We start from the raw sequence: 17,680 nt of genomic DNA, 5'->3' as shown, positions 1-17,680 counted from the left end.
CTCGCACTCATGACTCAGCCATCCTCTTGATGGAGCAGGATCGTTACCCCAACCAGTCCTGCCGCCAGGACCGGAAACCAGGCGGCAATTACAGGCGGAACCACCGAGTTGCTACCCAGGGCTTTCGCCAGAAACGTCACGACGTACAGCACGAAACCGGCCAATACGCCACCTGCTATCGTCCTACCAGATTGGCCGGTCCGCGAAAACCTCGTTGCCACGGTCGCGGCGAGCAAGGTCATAGCGATGAACAGCGCCGGCTGGGCGATCAGGGTATTGTACTGCATCGAAAATGCCATGGAGTTAAAGCCAAGGCTCGCCGCCACGTTTATCTTCGATCCGAGCTCCCAGATCGAGATCGCCTCCGGGTCGGCAAGACGTTGCTCGATATATTCGGGCTTGAGACTGGTCGGAAGCCGATAGCTTGCTGGATACTCCGGTGTGCGGCCGATGCGCGTGATGCGCGGTTCTTCGAGGATCCATGCTCCGTCGGTCAGGGTGGCGCGGGGAGCATCGATGCGATCGCGCACAATTCCGTCATCGCCCAGCACGAACGCCGTCACGCCGCCCAGGAGCGCGCCGTTACGCGCCACCGTCGTCGCGCCGAGTATCGAGCTGATTCCTTCGCTGCTCTGCCTCAGCCACGGGACGCGGTCGGAATCGTCGGCGAGCGCCGTGCCGTCGGACATGGCCTGCATGTCCTGGGCGAGAGACTTCGTATAGGCCGACAGTGGATTGTAGACGAAGGTGGCCGCGAGGCCGATGAGCAGGGAGCCGGCTGCGAAAGGGATCAGAATCTGCCAGATCGACACGCCCGAGGCGCGGGCGACGACGAGCTCAAGCCGGCGATTGAGTGTCAGCAGCGTGTACACCGATGAGAACAGGATAATGAAAGGAAATGCCTGGCCGATAAATGAGGGGACGCGCAACGCCGAAAACAGGGCCACCGCTCCGACGCCCACATCCGGGAGGCCGCCCCGCCGACTGATCTCGATCATATCGATCAGATAGATCAGCGCGAAGACGGCAAGCAGCGTCGACAGGAAGCTGACCACGTAAAGTCGGAAGAAATAACGGTTCAAAGTCCAGTTGGTCATCGTCCGGCGGCGCCCCGCGCTGACTGGCGAAACGGCATCCAAGGCCCGATCGCCGCACCGATTCGATATGACGCGTTGGCGAACTTTTCGAAGAGCGACCAGCGGGACAGATTGAAATCGCGCATGATCAGGACGGCGTTCAGGGCGATGGCGCCGAGCGGTAGCGCATATGTCACCAGGACCCAGGCGTAGCTCTCTTCGATCAGCGATAGCGTCACGAAGCCGATCGCCTTCAGACCCAGGCCGCCAATCAGCCCAAGGGCCATCGCCGGCCCGGTACCTTGCCGATTGGTGCGCGGCTGGCCGGCGACCACCACCGCCCATAACGCGAAGGCCAAAGCGTAAAGCCAGTTCGTCATCCGGTCCGTCAATTCCTCCGTCAGGACGGAGGGCCGAGTCTGGGAGAGCGTATCGTTCGGGTCGGGCCAAATCAGCGCGAAAGTGCTCCGCTCGGACGCCCGGATCCAGTCGCCTTGCGTGGCGGGTTTCAGCTCTGCAAGGTCAAAAGCATAGGTCTGAAACTCGATCACGGAGATCCCGCCATCGGATTTGCTCCGACGATGCAGTTGGCCGTCGTAGAGCAGGAGCAGCGATTGGTCGTCCTGCTTGAGGATTTTTGCCTCGCGGGCGAAATAGGTCAGATCGGTCGTCTCGTCGCGCGTATCGGCAATGACGAGACTTTCGACGGTCGAGCCCCGCGCGGCGCCGATGCTGACCACGAGCCCGGGTTGCACCCGTTCGAACCGGCCCGGCTGCAGAAACAGCGTAATGGTGTCGGCATTGATCGAGCGGATTCCGTTTTGAAAGGCGCTCGCCGAGGCTGGGCCGATGATGTGGGCGATAAACAAAATAAGCAGTCCGCCGATCAAGCCGAGCGCGATAATGGGTTTGGCGATCACCGATTGTGAGGCGCCAGACGCGGCAATGACCGGACGTTCGGAGTCGGTGTTCAGCGAGTTCAGTGCCTGGATCGCGCCGATGAGGACCGCGAATGGGACCACCCCGGCTGTCAAATCTGGAAGCAGCATCAGGGCGATCCAGAAAATGTTGCCCGCCGCCGATGCGCTGGTCTTGATGATATCGATGCGGGCCAGCGCCTGCACGATCCAGACGATCAACACCAACGACGCCAGAGAAGCTGCGGCATAGGTAATGGCGCGTTTGAAGAGATATCGTTCGAGGAGCGTCATGAGACTCGCGCGTTACAAGGTGCCGCCCGATGGCATCACTCTTGGCCTTTTAGCGTCCGAGGCTGACCGAAAGCCGGACGATGCCCCGCGAATAGCAGTAGCAGCTTGGCTAAAGAAGGGCGAAGGACTGTGGTTAACGTCGTGTAACGGCTGCGATCGCTCTTGCAAAGCCTATGGTCGGGACCATCATAGGGGCGAGCGATACAACCGCTGCTGCCGACCCGGTCCAGTCAGGACAATCTTCCAGGAGTTTTCATGGCCACTCTTCCAACGATCGAATTCGTCTCGCGCGATGCAACGCCCAAAGGCGTCATGGTTGTGCTGGCCGGGAAAGCGGGAGCGCTGGCCGATGGCATTGATGCCCGGGTGAAGGCGCTGGTGGAGAAGGCCGCGAAGGTCGCAAAATTTAAAGGTAAGTCGCTGGCCACGCTGGATCTTCTGGCGCCAGGCGAGGTGGCTGTCGATCGCCTGTTGGTCGTCGGCACCCATTCCGACAAGGCGCTGGTGGAAGAGGATTGGCTGAAGATTGGCGGGGTGATTGCCGCGAAAACCAAGGGCGCCGAAGCCGTCACCGTGCGCTGCGAACGGCCCGCTGGAGAATCTGTCAGCGCGGAGAACGCCGCGACCCTGGCGGTCGGCGCGACATTGCGATCGTACGATTTTGATCTCTACAAGACCAAGAAGCCGAAGAAAGACGAAGAGCCTGAGGAGCCCGACGTGGTGACGCGGATCGCGATCGCCGTCGAGAATCCGGATGCGGCCAGGGCCGCCTACCAGGTCGCGGAAGCAGTTGCCGCGGGGACGATGCTCGCCCGCGATCTCGTCAACGAGCCGGCCAATACTCTCGGGCCGGTCGAGTTCGCCGATCGCATCGCGGCGCTTGGTGAACACGGACTCGAGGTCGAGATCCTGACCGAAAAGGAAATGCGCGATCTGAAGATGGATGCGCTTCTCGGCGTTGCGCAGGGCTCGCCCCGCCCGCCTCGGATGGCGATCATGCGCTGGAACGGCGGTCCCGAGGGCGAGGCGCCGATCGCCTTCGTAGGGAAGGGCGTCGTCTTCGACACCGGTGGCATTTCGATCAAGCCGTCCGCGTCGATGGAAGACATGAAGGGCGACATGGGCGGCGCGGCGGCAGTCGCCGGCCTGATGCGGGCACTCGCCGGCCGCAAGGCCAAGGTCAACGCGATCGGCATCGTCGGATTGGTGGAGAACGCCGTCGACGGCAACGCTCAGCGCCCAGGTGACATCGTCAAGGCGATGTCCGGTACCACGATCGAGGTCCTCAACACCGACGCCGAGGGACGCTTGGTGCTGGCCGACGCGCTTTGGTACTGTCAGGACCGGTTCAAGCCTAAGTTCATGATCGATCTCGCCACCCTGACCGGGGCGATCATCGTGGCGCTCGGCAATCATCATGCCGGGCTCTTCTCCAACAATGACGAACTCGCCGAGCGCCTGACGGCTGCCGGTAAGACGTCAGGCGAGAAGGTCTGGCGGCTGCCGCTCGCTCCCGAATATGACAAGATGATCGAAGGCAAATTCGCCGACATCAAGAATATCGGCGGCGGTCGTGCGGCCGGATCGGTCACCGCGGCGCAGTTCTTGCAGCGCTTCGTCAACGACGTTCCCTGGGCGCATCTCGACATCGCCGGTACCGCGATGGGCTCGCCGTCCAACGAATACAATCAGTCCTGGGCGTCGGGTTATGGTGTGCGTCTGCTTAACCAGCTCGTCGCCGACCACTATCAGTCACACTAGGACGGGCCGGGCTTCATGACCGAGGTCCTGTTCTACCATCTGACGGAAAGTCGGCTCGAGGACGCCCTGCCGGGCCTTCTTGAGCGAAGCTTGGCCAAGGGCTGGCGCGTCGTCGTGCAATTTGCCAGCGAGGAGCGTCGCGACGCTCTCGACCATCATCTCTGGGTCTACAAGGACGAGAGCTTTCTGCCGCACGGCAGCGATGCCGACGGCTCCGGCGCGCTGCAGCCGATCTTGCTGACCGTCGAGGCGGGTCAGGAGGGTAACGATCCGCATGTGCGGTTCCTGGTCGAAGGCGCGGCGCCCGCCGCGCTCGATCGCTATGTCCGCGCGGTCTATCTCTTCGATGGCCATGACGAGGACCAGATCGGCCGGGCGCGGGAGCGCTGGACGGTCGAGAAAGCCGCCGGCCACGACGTCACCTATTGGCAGCAGACCGATGGGGGCAGGTGGGTCAAGAAGGTGTAGCGTCCACCGCGTGACTGATACCGCTCCTGCGCTGCTTTGCGCTCGCCGCGCCTACTCTGCCGCCATTGCGGAATCATGCTCTTCGGTGAGTGCCAGCCAGTTTTCCTCGCAGCCAGCGAGCGTCTTCGCGGCATCCGACCGCTGCTTGTTGAGGGCGCTCGCCCGCGCCGGATCGCGCGTGTAGAGCGCCGGGTCACCGAGCGACTCGTCGAGTCCCTCAAGGGTCTTCTGTAGCCGCGAGATCTGGATTTCCAGCTGGCTGATCTTCTGCTTGAGCGGCTTGAGCGATTCGCGCTTCTCGGCGGCGATACGGCGTTGGTCGATCTTGGACAAAGGGGCGGGTTCTGATGCCTGTGGATTGTCGCCCGGATCCTGCACGCCACTGCCCTTGGTCCCGCCGGACAGGACAAGCTTCTTGTAGTCCTCCAGATCGCCGTCGTACCGCGATACCGTGCCTTCGGCGACGATCCACAGCCGATCCATCGTCGCCTCGACCATGTGGCGGTCATGGCTGATCAGGATGACCGCGCCCGGATAATCGTTGAGGGCGCGCACCAGACTCTCGCGCGCCTCGATGTCGAGGTGGTTGGTCGGCTCATCGAGAATGAGGAGGTTTGGCGCGTCGATCGTCGCCAGCCCCATCAAAAGCCGCGCCTTTTCGCCGCCCGAGAGCTTTTCGGCGGCCGTGTCCATCTTCTGGGTCGGCAAGCCCATGCGCGCGACCTTGGCACGGACCTTGGCTTCCGGCGCGTCCGGCATCAGGCGGCGCACGTGCTGGACCGCACTTTCCGCCGGCCGCAGATCGTCGATCTGGTGTTGGGCGAAAAAGGCTATCTTGAGCCCCGGCGCGCGGGTGACCGTGCCGGATTGCTCCCGCAGCCTCTCGGCCAGGAGTTTGGCGAAGGTCGATTTGCCGTTGCCGTTCTGACCCAAGAGGGCGATGCGGTCGTCGGTGTCGATCCGCAGGTCGAGCTTCGACAGGATCGGACGCCCGGGCTGATAGCCGACGGAGACGCCTTCCATACGGATGATCGGCGACGCTGCCGCCTTTTCGGGAGCGTCGAAGATGAAGGGCGTGACGTGCTCCTCGACGATCCCTTGCAGCGGCTGCATCCGCTCGAGTGCCTTGAGACGCGACTGTGCCTGCCGTGCCTTGGACGCCTTGGCCCGGAAGCGTTCGACGAAGGCTTCCATGTGATTGCGCTCGGCGGTCTGCTTGACGATCGCCTTTTGCAGCAACAGCAGCTTCTCGGCGCGCTGACGCTCGAACTGGTCGTAGTCGCCGCGATAGAAGACCAGCTTCTTCTGATCGAGATGAATGATCGAGTTGACGGCATTGTTGAGGACGTCGCGATCATGGCTGATCACGATCACGGTATAGGGATAGCGGGCGACGAAATTCTCGAGCCACAGGGTGCCCTCGAGGTCGAGATAGTTGGTCGGCTCATCGAGCAGCAGCACATCGGGCCGCGAGAACAGCACCGCCGCGAGTGCGACGCGCATTCGCCAGCCGCCGGAAAAGGACGAGGCGGGACGGGCCTGCGCGGCCATGTCGAAACCGAGGCCGGACAGGATCGCCGAGGCACGGGCTTCGGCCGAGTGGGCGTCGATGTCGGCGAGGCGTAAATGAATGTCGGCGATGCGGTGCGGATCGCTTGCGGTCTCGGCTTCGTCGAGGAGGGCGAGGCGTTCCGTATCGGCCTTCAGGACGATCTCGATCAGCGACTCTTCCGTGCCCGGGGCCTCCTGAGCCACCTGGCCGAGGCGCATGTTCTTCGGATAGGAGGCTGAGCCGGTCTCGGCAGCGAGATCGCCGGTGATGATGCGAAACAAGGTCGATTTGCCGGCGCCGTTGCGTCCGACCAAACCCGCCTTGGTGCCGCTCGGCAGCGTCAGGCTGGCATGATCGATGAGAAGGCGCCCGGCGACGCGCGCGGAAAGGTCGGTTATCTGGAGCATGGGCGGCTTTTGCCACGGTATGCGGCAGTGCGAAAGGGGGCATCGGTATCGGCGGGACCTCCAGCGAGGTTGTCATGGCAATCCCGGTTAGGGTCTTCTGGTCTCCAGCTTCAGTCCATGCCTTGCCCGTCCTCGGGCCGGCGGGTATAGGTCGCCCACATTTTTCCCGAACCATTCCGAAAGAAGGACCACGCCATGGCGGTCGAACGCACGTTCTCGATGATCAAACCCGATGCCACCCGTCGCAACCTCACGGGCGCCATCACCAAGATGCTGGAGGAGGCCGGTCTGACGGTCGTCGCGTCCAAGCGGGTCTGGATGAGCCGCCGCGAAGCCGAGGGCTTCTACGCGGTCCACAAGGAGCGGCCGTTCTTCGGCGAACTCGTCGAGTCGATGTCGTCGGGTCCGACGATCGTGCAGGTTCTCCAGGGCGAGAACGCCATCGCGCGCAATCGCGAAATCATGGGCGCGACCAACCCGGCCGACGCCGCTGTGGGCACCATCCGCAAGGCGCACGCCCAGTCGATCGGCGAGAACTCCGTGCATGGATCGGATGCGCCAGAGACCGCGCAGCAAGAAATCGCCTACTGGTTCTCCGAGACCGAGATCGTCGGCTAAGGCTATCAGTCTGAATGCGGCCCTCGATAAAGGGGTTTGGAGGGAGGCCACGTGCCTCCCTTTTTTGTATTCGACGACGATGGCGGCGATCGTGCGAGCCGTCGAACGCGGCAATCGATCCTTGCGTCAGAGCCGGTGCCAGCGATCGGCGGCGCTGTCGTCGGTGTCCTTCGCCTCAACCCAGCCGCCCGTCGCACCGTCCTTCAGATGCTCCCGCTTCCAGAATGGCGCCTGCGTCTTGAGGAAGTCCATCAGATAGGAGGCCGCCTCGAAGGCCGCCTGGCGGTGCTCCGAGGCACAGGCGACAAAGACGATCTCTTCGCCGGGCACGATCAGGCCGAAGCGATGGATGGCACGGCAGGAGAGGAGGGGCCAGCGAGAGATTGTCTCGCGCGCTATCCTCTCGATTTCGCGCTCGGCCATGCCCGGATAGTGTTCGAGCTCGAGGGCGCGGAGACGCCCGCCTTCGTCGCGGCAATAGCCGGAAAAGCTGACGAGGCCGCCGACCGCGCCCTCGGCCGCGCCACCCGTCATGGCTGCGATCTCGGCGGTGATGTCGATGCGATCGGCCTGAATTCGCACCACCGGCGATATGCCAGAAGGATCGCTGACGGCCGATCGATCGGATTTCGCGGCCATGGTCAGCCGCCCGTCATCGGCGGAAACAGTGCAATCTCCCTGGCGCCGGCGATCGGCTCGGAATGATCGACATGCTCGTGGTCGATCGCGACGCGGATGATCTCGGGCGCCTGCAGCGCCATGTCGTAGGTCTCGCCACGGCCCTTCAGCCAATGCAGCAGATCCGCAACGGTGGTGATGCCGGCCGGCAGTTCCACCTCTTCCTCGGCGACGCCGATCCGCTCGCGGACCCATGCGAAATAAGCAAGTTTCATGGCCGTGGACCTCGTCAATCGTTCAGAAGAACAGATGGGTTTTCGCGCCGCCGCGATCCAGAGGCGTGACGGTCAAACGTCGATGTGCCGAAGCCCGGCCCGGAAATAATCATAGCCCGTATAGAGCGTGATGATCGCCGAAATCCACAAGAGCCCGATCCCGGTTTCAGTGGTGAAGCTAATGATCTTGTCGGCCGCCGGGCCGGCGAGCAGAAAGCCGATGGCGATCATCTGCATCGTCGTTTTCCACTTGGCGAGGCGGGTGACCGGAACGGACACTTTGAGCTCCGCCAGATATTCCCGGAGCCCGGAGACGAGAATCTCGCGGCATAAAATCACGATCGCCGCCCAAAGGCTCCAGCCAACGATGGTATTCGCGGCCGCGAGCAGGAGCAGCGCTGCCGCGACCAGAAGCTTGTCGGCGATCGGGTCGAGCATGCGCCCGATCGTCGAGGTCTGCTGCCAGGCGCGCGCCAGGTAGCCGTCGAAGAAGTCGGTGATGCTTGCGGCCACGAAGATGAACAGCGCCCACCACCGCGCCGCTTCCGAGGCGTTGAATTCGCCCTCCACAAAAAAGCAGGCGACGACCAGCGGCACGCAGACAATGCGTGCATAGGTGAGGATGTTGGGTAGGCTGAGGGCCTGAGATGCCATGAGATCGTCCGCTTCGGCTGTGCGCGACAGTACAAGCCCGTCCGTCGGCCTCACGTCAACCGTCATCATCGCAACGAAACGCGACGATTGTCTCATCCTTGCTCGTGGAAATGGTCGTAGATCGATTTCGCCATCGTGGCGGAGACGCCTTCGACCTCCCGCAGGTCGCTCAAGGCCGCCCGTGAAACGGCCTTCGCCGTGCCGAAATGATGGAGCAGCGCACGCTTGCGGCTCGGTCCGATGCCGGCGATCTCGTCGAGCGGATTCTTGACCAGATCCTTCTTGCGGCGGGCGCGATGCGACCCGATGGCGAAACGGTGCGCCTCGTCGCGCAGCCGTTGCAGGAAATACAGAACCGGGTCGCGCGGTGGCAGTGAGAACGGCTCGCGGCCCTCGGTGACGAATCGCTCACGCCCGGCGTCACGGTCGACGCCCTTGGCGACGCCGATCGTGGTGACCTTGTCGGCGATGCCCAGCTCGGCGAGAATCCCGCGCACTGCGGAAATCTGACCCTTGCCGCCGTCGATCAGAACAAGGTCGGGCCAGGCCGGCATCGCTGTGTCGGACAGTGCGGCGTCATCCTCGTCTTCCTCGACGACGGGTTCAGGAGCCTGCGGGCCTTCTGCGTGCTCCTTGAGCAGCCGCGAGAACCGCCGCGTCATGACCTCTTTCATCATGCCGAAATCGTCACCCGGCGTGATGTCCGCGCCCTTGATGTTGAACTTGCGGTACTGATTCTTGGCAAACCCCTCCGGCCCGGCGACGATCATCGCGCCGACAGCGTTGGTGCCCATGATGTGGGAGTTGTCGTAGACCTCGATTCGTCGGGGCGGATGGGGCAGGGCAAAGGTTTCCCGCAAGCCCTTGAGCAGCCGCGCCTGGGACGAGGTTTCGGCCAGCCGACGCCCGAGCGCCTCGCGGGCGTTAGCGGCGGCATGGTTGACCAGATCCTTCTTCAGCCCGCGCGAGGGCACAGCGATCTCGACGCGCCGTTCGGCCCTGACGCTGAGGGCTTCCGCGAGCAGCGCTTCATCCTCGACTTGGATCGGCAGCAGGATCAGCCGCGGAGCCGGTTTGTCGTCATAAAATTGCGCCAGGAAGGCTCCCAGCACCTCGGCTGCCTCCAGCGAGGGGTCGGCCTTGGGAAAATAGGCCCGGTTGCCCCAGTTCTGGCCGGTGCGGAAGAAGAACACCTGGATCGAGGTAAGGCCGCCCTCCTGATGGATGGCGAAGACGTCCGCCTCCTCGATCCCGGCCGGATTGATGCCCTGATGGCTCTGGACGTGCGACAGCGCGGCAAGACGGTCGCGGTAGATGGCGGCGCGCTCGAAATCGAGGTCGTCCGACGCGTCCTGCATCGCGGCGGCCATGCCGTTCTTGATCTGGTTGGAGCGGCCGGACAGGAACGCCTTGGCCTCGTTCACGAGACCTCGATAATCGTCGATTCCGATCTCGCCGGTGCAGGGGGCCGAGCAGCGCTTGATCTGATGGAGCAGGCACGGGCGCGTCCGGCTCTCATAGACCGAATCGGTGCAGGTTCTGAGCAGGAAGGCCCGTTGCAGCGAGTTGATCGTGCGACCGACTGCGCCGGCCGAGGCGAAGGGGCCGAAATAGCTGCCTTTTCGCGAACGCCCGCCGCGATGCTTCATGATCGCTGGCGCTTCGTGGTCCTCGCTGACGAGGATATAGGGAAACGACTTGTCGTCCCGCATCAGGACGTTGAAGCGAGGTCTGAGGCGTTTGATCAGATTGGCTTCGAGCAGCAGCGCCTCGGTCTCGGTGCGCGTGGTGACGAATTCCATCTGCCGCGTTTCGCGGATCATGCGGGCGATGCGCTGGGTGTGACCGCCCATCCGCGTGTAACTCGTCACCCGCTTCTTCAAGGAGCGGGCCTTGCCGACGTAGAGAACCTCGCCGTCCTTGCCGAACATGCGGTAGACGCCGGATTGGTTGGGCAGGCGCTTTGCCAGCGCCGCGATCAGCTCAACCCCGACGAGATCACCGGCGACGAACTTGCCGGCATCGTCCCAGTCTATCGCGGCGATCAGCGAGGCGCCGATAGCGGCCGCCGTATCGGTGGTGGCGGCCCCGGTCTCGGGCACAAGCTCGTCGTCTAAGTCTTCGGTTTGGGCGGTCATGTCATCCTGGGCCGGCACGCGCGGTTCAGCGCTCAGCCGGACTCTCTAGAAAAGGCGTTGCGGACACGATCGGCTTATGTCCGTCCGTTTCTATCATCCGGCTTCTTATATGATTGCGCGAAAGAGGAAATTCACGGGGCTTTCAGTGGACAACCCACCCGCCGGGATGCGCCGCTGGCAGGTTGACGATACGCAAGTTGCAAATCGGCAACGCCGACAAAAAATTCATCGATGGCAACGCGGTGACCCGAGGCAGGTCCTGTTCGCCTGACACACCGCACCCCATCTACTGATCATGAATGCGATGTCATTTTGACGAGAGCGTTCCGGACCTCGCTCGGCTCCACGAGAGCAGAATGCGGTCGGTTGAAGATAGGAGAAGCCCTATGGTGATGCCGCTTCGACATTTGGTGGTCAGCTTGGCCGTTGCGCTGTTGGCAACGTCGGCCCATGCGGCCGATACGGTCTTCGACAGCCCGCAGCCACCCGTGCCGGCCCCGCTGGCCCCGTCCGTTCCGGTTTACGTGTGGTCCGGCCCTTATGCGGGAGCCTTTGTTGGCTACAACACCTCCAATTTCGATCAGTCCGGCGGTGCCACCTTCGACGGCGACGGCTTCGTCGGGGGCGTCTACACCGGCTACAATCTGCAAACCGATCGCATCGTCTACGGAATCGAGGCCGATATCGGCGGCTCGGGTGTGGACGGCCGCGGCTTCAACGGCGCCATCGGCGCGCCGATCGACGCTGAAACGAATATTTTTGGATCGCTGCGGGCGAGGGCCGGCGTTGCGGTCGACCCGTTCCTCGTTTTCGCGACCGGCGGCATCGCCGCGTCTCGCAACGAATTGTCGTTGAACGGTGCATCCGACAGCCAGACCAGCATCGGCTATACGCTCGGCGCGGGCATCGAGGCCAAGATTTCCGACAGCGTCACGTCGCGACTCGAATATCGCTATTCGGATTTCGGCAGCGAGACCTACGACCTTGGCAATACCAGCATCTCGTCGGGCTTCGACGAGCACTCGATCCGCGCCGGCATCGCGCTGAAATTCTGATGCCGGCCGGACCGTCGGGCGCCCCGGCGTCTGACCCTTACGCCGCGCGGGGCTGCAGTTCCTCGTAAGCAGGGAAGCGCTCGGGGAATTGCTTGAGCCACTGCGCGAGCTTCGGCCGCTCGCTCTCGATCTTTCCAGCGAAGCGGAATGCCATCCAGCCGAGCAGGCCGGCGAGCGCGAAATGGGCGGTCGTCGGCTCGTCGGAGAGTTCGTTGATATGGTCTTCGAGGAACGCCAGGCCGCGATCGGCCTTGCGCATCTGTTTGTCCACCCAAGCCTGATGGCGCTTTTCTTCCGGCCGGTAACGCACTTCGTAGACCGTGAGAATCAGCGCGTCGCCGACGCCGTCGGCCGCGGCCTCGAAGGTGTTCACCGACCGCCAGGCGTCCAGCTCCTGCGGGACGAGCTGGTTGCCGCTCATCCGGTCGAACAGGTCGCAGATGACGCGGCTGTCGTAGACCGACGTGCCGTCGTCGAGGACCAGCACGGGGATCTTGCCGAGCGGATTGGCGGAGGTGAGTTCGACCGGCTCGGCCGACGTGTCGACAGCAACGCTTTCGATCTCGATCCCACAATGGCGCGCGGCCATGCGGGCCTTGGCCGCGAAGGGCGAGGCGGAGGAATAGTATAGACGCATGGTGATGGATCGACCTTATTTCGTGACATAGCCGGGACTGGTGCGTCCCGCCGCCGGGAACCGGCGAAGCGACTGGCAATCGGCGCCATAGATATGCCACTCGTCAAGTCCCAGCACGCAGCCCTCGGCCCGCCAGGATTTCACCGGCGAGAACCTGCCGAGATGGCCGCCCGCCGCGGCAAAGCCCATCGGGTGCTCGATGACATAGTAGACCGTCCGGTGCTTGCCGTCGGAAATCAACGCCGTCGCCTGGCAGTAGCGGCGCTCGATCGGACTGCTGGGGAGTGGCTCGTCCAGCCGTTGCGGGAAATAGCCGGTCTCGATCATGCCGCTGAATTCGAGGATCTCAAGCTTGGTTTCGAGCATGCGTGGGGCGCCATATTCGAACTGGTCTTCGACCTCGGCCAGCACATCGGCGTCGTCGCAGGCCGGAACATTGGCATTCGCGACGGCGGGCGCCTGCAAGCGTTGCATGTCCGCGGCGGCCGTTGGGCCGGTCATCGCCAAGCTGGCGAAGGACGCAGAGAGAAGAGCGGTAAGGAGACGGCGCATGACGGGAACTCGCTGCGATAGGACTGATCTTGTCGACAATTAGCATGAAAACGGCCCAGGCGCCGTCAGGGCTTGGCGGGAGAAGGCGCAAAAACCTCATATGTTGCGCCGGGGTCGCGCCCCAGCACCGGCAGCAGGGCTTTCATGATCGCTTCGGCTTCCTCGGCAAACACGAAGGGTGGGTTGATCACCGCCATCCCGGTGCCGACGAAGCGCTGGTCCGCCGAATATGGCTCGCGGAAAAATTCAGCCGTTACCATGTCGGCGATGCCGAGCGTTCGCAGTCCGTCATGCAGCGCATCCACCGTCTCCCGGTGTTTCAACGGGTACCAGATGGCGTAAATGCCGCCAGGCCAGCGGCGCAGTGCATTCTTGAGCCCCGTGACGATATCTTCGACCTCGCTCGGCTTTTCGAAGGGGGGGTCGATCAGAACGAGTCCGCGCTTTTCCTTTGGTGGCACATGCGAGCCGAGAGCGAGCCATCCGTCGAGTTCGATCGCTTTGGTCTGGATGTCGCCTGCGAACACCGCTTTCAGTACCGTCGCCTCCTCGGGATGAAGCTCGTAGGCGGACAAACGATCCTTTGGGCGCAAGAGGCGTCGCGCGATCAACGGCGAGCCAGGATAACGTTCCTGTTCCAAGTCCGGCTGCAACGCGGTGAAATAAGGCTCGAAGAGCGGGTTTGTCGTCAATTCGGCGGCAGCGCGCAGGCGGCCAATGCCCTCGGCATGCTCGCCGGTTCGAACCGCTTCGTTGGCGGATAGGGCGTAAAGACCGCGTCCGGCGTGGGTGTCGAAGACGCGAAACGGTTTGTCCTTGCGCTTCAGGTATTCGATCAGCCGGCTCATCAGCACATGCTTCACGACGTCCGCGAAGTTTCCCGCGTGATAGGCATGACGGTAGTTCATCCTGCTGCCGTTCTCTTGCGCTGCAGGGGGCCACATGGCCGTACCCCCTTAGGGTTCAGGGGGCACGCCAGCGCCTGAACAGGAGCTTTCGCGGCGAACGCTGCGTTCATAGCCCTTACCGCGCTGCGGCAAAGTCCCATCTCGGGCTGCGACATGACGCCCATCTTCGCCCGTCTTGGCATTCACGAAAGGACACCGCAATGGTTCAGTCGAAACTGTTTCAGCCCGTCGATCTCGGCCCGATAAAGCTCGCCAACCGCGTCGTCATGGCGCCGTTGACCCGCAGCCGCGCCAATGAAGCAGGCGTGCCGAACGACCTTCACGTGGAATATTATCGCCAGCGCGCGAGCGCCGGGCTGATCATTGCCGAGGCGACGAACATTTCGCCCGAAGGACGTGGCTATGCCTGGACGCCGGGCATTTTTTCCGACGCGCAGGTCGCGGCCTGGAAGAAGGTGACGGATGCCGTCCATGCAGAGGGCGGCAAGATGGTCCTGCAGCTCTGGCATGTCGGGCGGGTTTCGCATCCCGATTTGCAGCCGGGCGGCGCGCTCCCCGTCGCCCCGTCGGCGATCAAACCGCAGATGCAGGCCTTTACCGCCAATGGCCTCAAGGACGCAGAGACCCCGCGGGCGCTTGACCGGGACGAACTGCCGCGCATCGTCGCCGACTATGTGAAGGCGGCGGAAAACGCTAAGGCGGCGGGCTTCGACGGCGTCGAGATCCACTCGGCCAATGGCTATCTGCTCGACCAGTTCCTGCGCGACGGCGCCAACCAGCGGACCGACGATTACGGCGGCTCGATCGAAAACCGCATGCGCTTCCCGCTGGAAGTCGTCGACGCCGTGGTCAAGGTCTGGGGCGCCGACCGGGTCGGCATCCGCATCTCGCCGGTGAGCCCGGCCAACGATCTTCGCGACAGCGATCCGGAGCCGCTGTTCACCCGCTATGTCGAGGAATTGTCGAAGCGTAAGCTCGTCTATCTCCATGTCATCGAGGGCGCGACGCGGACCGAGCGCGATCCGCACGCCTTCAAGGCATGGACGCTGAAGGACCATTTCGACGGTCTCTACATGGGCAACAACCGCTACGACCGCGAGCTCGCCATCGAGCGTATCGAGGCGGATGAGGCCGATCTCATCTGCTTCGGCCGGCCCTTCATCTCCAATCCGGATCTGGTCGCGCGGCTCGAAATCGGCGCGCCGCTGGCCGAGTGGAACGAGGCCACCTTCTATGGCGGCGCCAGGGAGGGCTACCTGGACTATCCCGCGCTGAGCGATGAAGAACGCGCCCGCTACGCCGAGGCCGCCTGATCGAGCGACGGCGAAATCCGCATGACGAGGGTCGGAACGCGCGTTCCGGCCCTTTTTCTTGCCCGGTGCGCAAATCAGCACCGGCGGCTTCGACCGCGCCGCGAATGGATGCTATCGCCAAAATGAATTTTGGCGGCGCGGCCGGCTGCGGTATGGATCAGGCATGAACAAGCCGCTCCCCGTCACCATCGGGCACTCAGCCTGCCCGCATGATTGCCCATCCACCTGCGCTCTCGACGTCGAGGTGCTCGATAGCCGCACGATCGGCCGCGTGCGTGGTGCGGCGGCGAACGACTACACGGCCGGCGTCATCTGCGCCAAGGTCGCCCGCTATGCCGAGCGGATCCATCACAAGGACCGGTTGCTGAAACCGCTGCAGCGGGTCGGCGCGAAAGGCGAGGGCGGCTGGCGCGAGATCGGCTGGGACGACGCGCTTGATCTGGTGGCCGAGGAATTCATCAAGGCCGAGGCCAGGCATGGGTCCGAGACGGTCTGGCCCTATCAATATGCCGGGACGATGGGCCTGGTACAGCGCGACGGCATCCACCGGCTGCGCCACGCCAAGCGCTATTCCGGCCAGTTCGACACGATCTGCACCAACATGGCTTGGACCGGCTGGTTCGTCGGTGCCGGCGCCATGCGCGGCGCCGACCCGCGCGAGATGGCCAAGTCCGACTGCGTGATCATCTGGGGCACCAACGCGGTGGCGACGCAGGTCAACGTGATGACCCACGCGGCCAAAGCCCGCAAGGAGCGCGGAGCCAAGATCGTCGTCATCGACGTCTACGACAACGCGACCGTGAAGCAGGCCGATTTGGCGCTGAAGCTTCGGCCCGGTACCGACGGCGCGCTGGCCTGCGCGCTGATGCACATCGCCTTTCGCGATGGGACGGCGGACCGCGATTATCTCGCCCGCTACACCGACGACCCGGCCGGACTGGAAGCGCATCTTTCGACCCGCACGCCGCAATGGGCGGCGGCGATCACGGGGCTCGGCGTCGAGGAGATCGAGGCCTTCGCGGCACTGATCGGCCGCACGCAGCGCAGCTATTTCCGCCTCGGCTACGGCTTTACCCGCCAGCGCAACGGCGCCGTGGCGATGCACGCGGCGATGTCGATCCCCGCCGTCTACGGCCATTGGCAATACGAGGGTGGCGGCGCATTCCACTCGAACTCGGACATCTTCGGCCTCGACAAGAGCGAGATCATGGGCACCGCCTATCGCGACCCGTCGATCCGCTTTATCGACCAGTGCCGGATCGGGGCTGCGCTGACCGGCGATGCGGAGGCGCTGTCCGGTGGGCCGCCTGTCACCGCGATGCTGATCCAGAACACCAACCCGGCCAATGTCTGCCCGGAGCAGCGACTGGTGCGACGGGGTTTCGCGCGGGACGACCTGTTCACCTGCGTCCACGAGCAGTTCATGACCGACACGGCCAAGCTCGCCGACCTGGTGCTGCCGGCGACGATGTTCCTGGAGCACGACGACATCTATCGGGGCGGCGGCCAGAACCACATTGTCCTGGGGCCGAAGCTGGTCGAGCCGCCGCAAACCGTGCGGACAAACCATTTCGTCTTCGAGGAGCTGGCCAAACGCCTCGGTGTCGCCGACCGGCCGGGTTTCGGCCTCAGCGAACGCCAGCTCGTCGACAACATGGTGAAGGCCGCTGGCCACACCGAGGGTTACGACGGGCTGAAACGCGACCGTTGGATCGACTGTCAGCCGCCCTTCGAGGACGCGCATTTCCTGAACGGTTTTGCCTGGCCCGACGGCAAGTTCCGGTTCAAGCCCGACTGGATCGGCGGCCATGCGCCGAACCGACCGCCGGACAGCCTAGGGCCACAGGGGCCGGTCACGGGTCTGCCGGTCTTTCCGGATCACGCCGAGCTGATCGAGGCGGCCGACGCGTCGCATCCTTACCGGCTCGCGACGTCGCCGGCGCGGCAGTTCCTGAATTCCACTTTCGCCGAAACGACCGGTTCGCGGTCGCGGGAAGGGGCGCCGGACCTGATGATTCATCCCGAAGACGCGGCGCGTGAGGGGCTGGTCGCGGGCGATATCGTGACGATCGGCAATGAGCGGGGCGAGGTTCGGCTGGCGCTGACCATCACCGAGACCGTCAAGCCGGGCGTGCTCGTCCATGAAGGGCTCTGGGCGAATACCGATTTCCTCGACGAGGAGGGGATCAACACGCTCACCGGTGCCGATCCGGTGGCGCCCTTCGGCGGCGCGGCGTTTCATGACAATCGGGTGTGGTTGAAAACCAGCGCGTAAAGGGTGATCTTATGCCGCTTGCGACGGGAAAAGGGTCTTAAAACCAATGCGTCATACCAACGGGAGCGAAGGCCGACTCTTCGGGGATTCCCAAGCTGACAGAATTCTGAATCACTGTGACAAACGGAGGTTTGTCATGGCAGCACCGGTTCCCCTTCACAC

General features: G+C 63.6%; 16 protein-coding genes. 6 read left to right on the top strand and 10 right to left on the bottom strand.

Translation table 11 applies throughout. From position 1 onward, the window contains the following. Positions 1 to 14 precede the first annotated feature (14 nt). Together lptG and VSX60_RS12775 are read right to left on the bottom strand one after the other, a co-directional pair. Complete coding sequence (gene lptG, locus VSX60_RS12780) at positions 15 to 1,097, bottom strand: LPS export ABC transporter permease LptG (protein WP_327624594.1); 1,083 nt, start codon at positions 1,095 to 1,097, stop codon at positions 15 to 17. Further along, positions 1,094 to 2,287 carry an LptF/LptG family permease gene (locus VSX60_RS12775; RefSeq protein ID WP_327624593.1) on the bottom strand — a complete coding sequence of 398 codons (1,194 nt, stop codon included), beginning with the start codon at positions 2,285 to 2,287 and terminating at the stop codon, positions 1,094 to 1,096. The genes lptG and VSX60_RS12775 overlap by 4 nt, the downstream gene beginning before the upstream one ends. A 255-nt stretch (positions 2,288 to 2,542) precedes the next feature. Between VSX60_RS12775 and VSX60_RS12770 the strand changes: the two genes are divergently transcribed. Together VSX60_RS12770 and VSX60_RS12765 are read left to right on the top strand one after the other, a co-directional pair. Continuing rightward, positions 2,543 to 4,048 (top strand): leucyl aminopeptidase, encoded by a 1,506-nt coding sequence (locus VSX60_RS12770; RefSeq protein WP_327624592.1) that lies wholly within the window; start codon positions 2,543 to 2,545, stop codon positions 4,046 to 4,048. A 15-nt stretch (positions 4,049 to 4,063) separates the two neighbouring features. Continuing rightward, the gene (locus VSX60_RS12765; RefSeq protein WP_327624591.1) at positions 4,064 to 4,516 is read left to right on the top strand and encodes a DNA polymerase III subunit chi; all 453 of its coding nucleotides are present in this window, start codon (positions 4,064 to 4,066) and stop codon (positions 4,514 to 4,516) included. Positions 4,517 to 4,567: 51 nt separating this feature from the next. Here the strand turns inward: VSX60_RS12765 and VSX60_RS12760 are convergent, their stop codons facing one another. Next, on the bottom strand, positions 4,568 to 6,475 hold the full coding sequence (locus VSX60_RS12760; protein ID WP_327624590.1) for an ABC-F family ATP-binding cassette domain-containing protein: 1,908 nt from the start codon (positions 6,473 to 6,475) through the stop codon (positions 4,568 to 4,570). Between the two features lie 195 nt (positions 6,476 to 6,670). On the opposite strand from VSX60_RS12760, the gene ndk reads away from it, so the two are divergent. Then, the gene (gene ndk / locus VSX60_RS12755) at positions 6,671 to 7,093 is read left to right on the top strand and encodes a nucleoside-diphosphate kinase (RefSeq protein WP_327624589.1); all 423 of its coding nucleotides are present in this window, start codon (positions 6,671 to 6,673) and stop codon (positions 7,091 to 7,093) included. Positions 7,094 to 7,219: 126 nt separating this feature from the next. On the opposite strand, the gene VSX60_RS12750 is transcribed toward ndk, so the two are convergent. From VSX60_RS12750 to uvrC, 4 genes are all read right to left on the bottom strand, one after another. Beyond that, entirely contained in the window at positions 7,220 to 7,732 is a 513-nt protein-coding gene (locus VSX60_RS12750) for a molybdenum cofactor biosynthesis protein MoaE (RefSeq protein ID WP_327624588.1), read from the bottom strand. A gap of 2 nt (positions 7,733 to 7,734) precedes the next feature. Continuing rightward, positions 7,735 to 7,986 (bottom strand): molybdopterin converting factor subunit 1, encoded by a 252-nt coding sequence (gene moaD, locus VSX60_RS12745; protein WP_327624587.1) that lies wholly within the window; start codon positions 7,984 to 7,986, stop codon positions 7,735 to 7,737. Positions 7,987 to 8,058: 72 nt separating this feature from the next. Then, positions 8,059 to 8,640, bottom strand: coding sequence for a CDP-diacylglycerol--glycerol-3-phosphate 3-phosphatidyltransferase (gene pgsA, locus VSX60_RS12740; protein ID WP_327624586.1), 582 nt, complete (start codon positions 8,638 to 8,640; stop codon positions 8,059 to 8,061). A 92-nt stretch (positions 8,641 to 8,732) separates the two neighbouring features. Beyond that, positions 8,733 to 10,778: an excinuclease ABC subunit UvrC gene (gene uvrC / locus VSX60_RS12735; RefSeq protein ID WP_327624585.1), complete on the bottom strand. Its 2,046-nt coding sequence runs from the start codon at positions 10,776 to 10,778 to the stop codon at positions 8,733 to 8,735. A 392-nt stretch (positions 10,779 to 11,170) separates the two neighbouring features. Between uvrC and VSX60_RS12730 the strand changes: the two genes are divergently transcribed. Next, positions 11,171 to 11,833: an outer membrane protein gene (locus tag VSX60_RS12730; protein ID WP_327624584.1), complete on the top strand. Its 663-nt coding sequence runs from the start codon at positions 11,171 to 11,173 to the stop codon at positions 11,831 to 11,833. 37 nt (positions 11,834 to 11,870) lie between these two features. Here the strand turns inward: VSX60_RS12730 and VSX60_RS12725 are convergent, their stop codons facing one another. The 3 genes from VSX60_RS12725 to VSX60_RS12715 form a co-directional block, all read right to left on the bottom strand. After that, on the bottom strand, positions 11,871 to 12,470 hold the full coding sequence (locus VSX60_RS12725; protein ID WP_327624583.1) for a glutathione S-transferase family protein: 600 nt from the start codon (positions 12,468 to 12,470) through the stop codon (positions 11,871 to 11,873). Positions 12,471 to 12,485: 15 nt separating this feature from the next. Beyond that, complete coding sequence (locus VSX60_RS12720; RefSeq protein ID WP_327624582.1) at positions 12,486 to 13,022, bottom strand: hypothetical protein; 537 nt, start codon at positions 13,020 to 13,022, stop codon at positions 12,486 to 12,488. Between the two features lie 65 nt (positions 13,023 to 13,087). After that, complete coding sequence (locus tag VSX60_RS12715; protein ID WP_327624581.1) at positions 13,088 to 13,966, bottom strand: 23S rRNA (adenine(2030)-N(6))-methyltransferase RlmJ; 879 nt, start codon at positions 13,964 to 13,966, stop codon at positions 13,088 to 13,090. 164 nt (positions 13,967 to 14,130) lie between these two features. Between VSX60_RS12715 and VSX60_RS12710 the strand changes: the two genes are divergently transcribed. Both VSX60_RS12710 and VSX60_RS12705 read left to right on the top strand, forming a co-directional pair. Next, positions 14,131 to 15,243, top strand: coding sequence for an alkene reductase (locus VSX60_RS12710; protein WP_327624580.1), 1,113 nt, complete (start codon positions 14,131 to 14,133; stop codon positions 15,241 to 15,243). Between the two features lie 163 nt (positions 15,244 to 15,406). Then, on the top strand, positions 15,407 to 17,518 hold the full coding sequence (locus tag VSX60_RS12705) for a molybdopterin oxidoreductase family protein (RefSeq protein ID WP_327624579.1): 2,112 nt from the start codon (positions 15,407 to 15,409) through the stop codon (positions 17,516 to 17,518). Positions 17,519 to 17,680: the final 162 nt, after the last annotated feature.

Origin of the sequence: Aurantimonas sp. A3-2-R12, from assembly GCF_036016755.1 — a bacterium.
GTDB lineage: Bacteria > Pseudomonadota > Alphaproteobacteria > Rhizobiales > Rhizobiaceae > Aurantimonas > Aurantimonas coralicida_A.
This window is presented reverse-complemented; position numbering and strand designations above follow the sequence as displayed.

Coding starts and splice junctions, on each gene's coding strand:
- lptG (WP_327624594.1), bottom strand. CDS start 1,097: ATGACCAACTGGACTTTGAACCGTTATTTCTTCCGACTTTACGTGGTC.
- VSX60_RS12775 (WP_327624593.1), bottom strand. CDS start 2,287: ATGACGCTCCTCGAACGATATCTCTTCAAACGCGCCATTACCTATGCC.
- VSX60_RS12770 (WP_327624592.1), top strand. CDS start 2,543: ATGGCCACTCTTCCAACGATCGAATTCGTCTCGCGCGATGCAACGCCC.
- VSX60_RS12765 (WP_327624591.1), top strand. CDS start 4,064: ATGACCGAGGTCCTGTTCTACCATCTGACGGAAAGTCGGCTCGAGGAC.
- VSX60_RS12760 (WP_327624590.1), bottom strand. CDS start 6,475: ATGCTCCAGATAACCGACCTTTCCGCGCGCGTCGCCGGGCGCCTTCTC.
- ndk (WP_327624589.1), top strand. CDS start 6,671: ATGGCGGTCGAACGCACGTTCTCGATGATCAAACCCGATGCCACCCGT.
- VSX60_RS12750 (WP_327624588.1), bottom strand. CDS start 7,732: ATGGCCGCGAAATCCGATCGATCGGCCGTCAGCGATCCTTCTGGCATA.
- moaD (WP_327624587.1), bottom strand. CDS start 7,986: ATGAAACTTGCTTATTTCGCATGGGTCCGCGAGCGGATCGGCGTCGCC.
- pgsA (WP_327624586.1), bottom strand. CDS start 8,640: ATGGCATCTCAGGCCCTCAGCCTACCCAACATCCTCACCTATGCACGC.
- uvrC (WP_327624585.1), bottom strand. CDS start 10,778: ATGACCGCCCAAACCGAAGACTTAGACGACGAGCTTGTGCCCGAGACC.
- VSX60_RS12730 (WP_327624584.1), top strand. CDS start 11,171: ATGCCGCTTCGACATTTGGTGGTCAGCTTGGCCGTTGCGCTGTTGGCA.
- VSX60_RS12725 (WP_327624583.1), bottom strand. CDS start 12,470: ATGCGTCTATACTATTCCTCCGCCTCGCCCTTCGCGGCCAAGGCCCGC.
- VSX60_RS12720 (WP_327624582.1), bottom strand. CDS start 13,022: ATGCGCCGTCTCCTTACCGCTCTTCTCTCTGCGTCCTTCGCCAGCTTG.
- VSX60_RS12715 (WP_327624581.1), bottom strand. CDS start 13,966: ATGTGGCCCCCTGCAGCGCAAGAGAACGGCAGCAGGATGAACTACCGT.
- VSX60_RS12710 (WP_327624580.1), top strand. CDS start 14,131: ATGGTTCAGTCGAAACTGTTTCAGCCCGTCGATCTCGGCCCGATAAAG.
- VSX60_RS12705 (WP_327624579.1), top strand. CDS start 15,407: ATGAACAAGCCGCTCCCCGTCACCATCGGGCACTCAGCCTGCCCGCAT.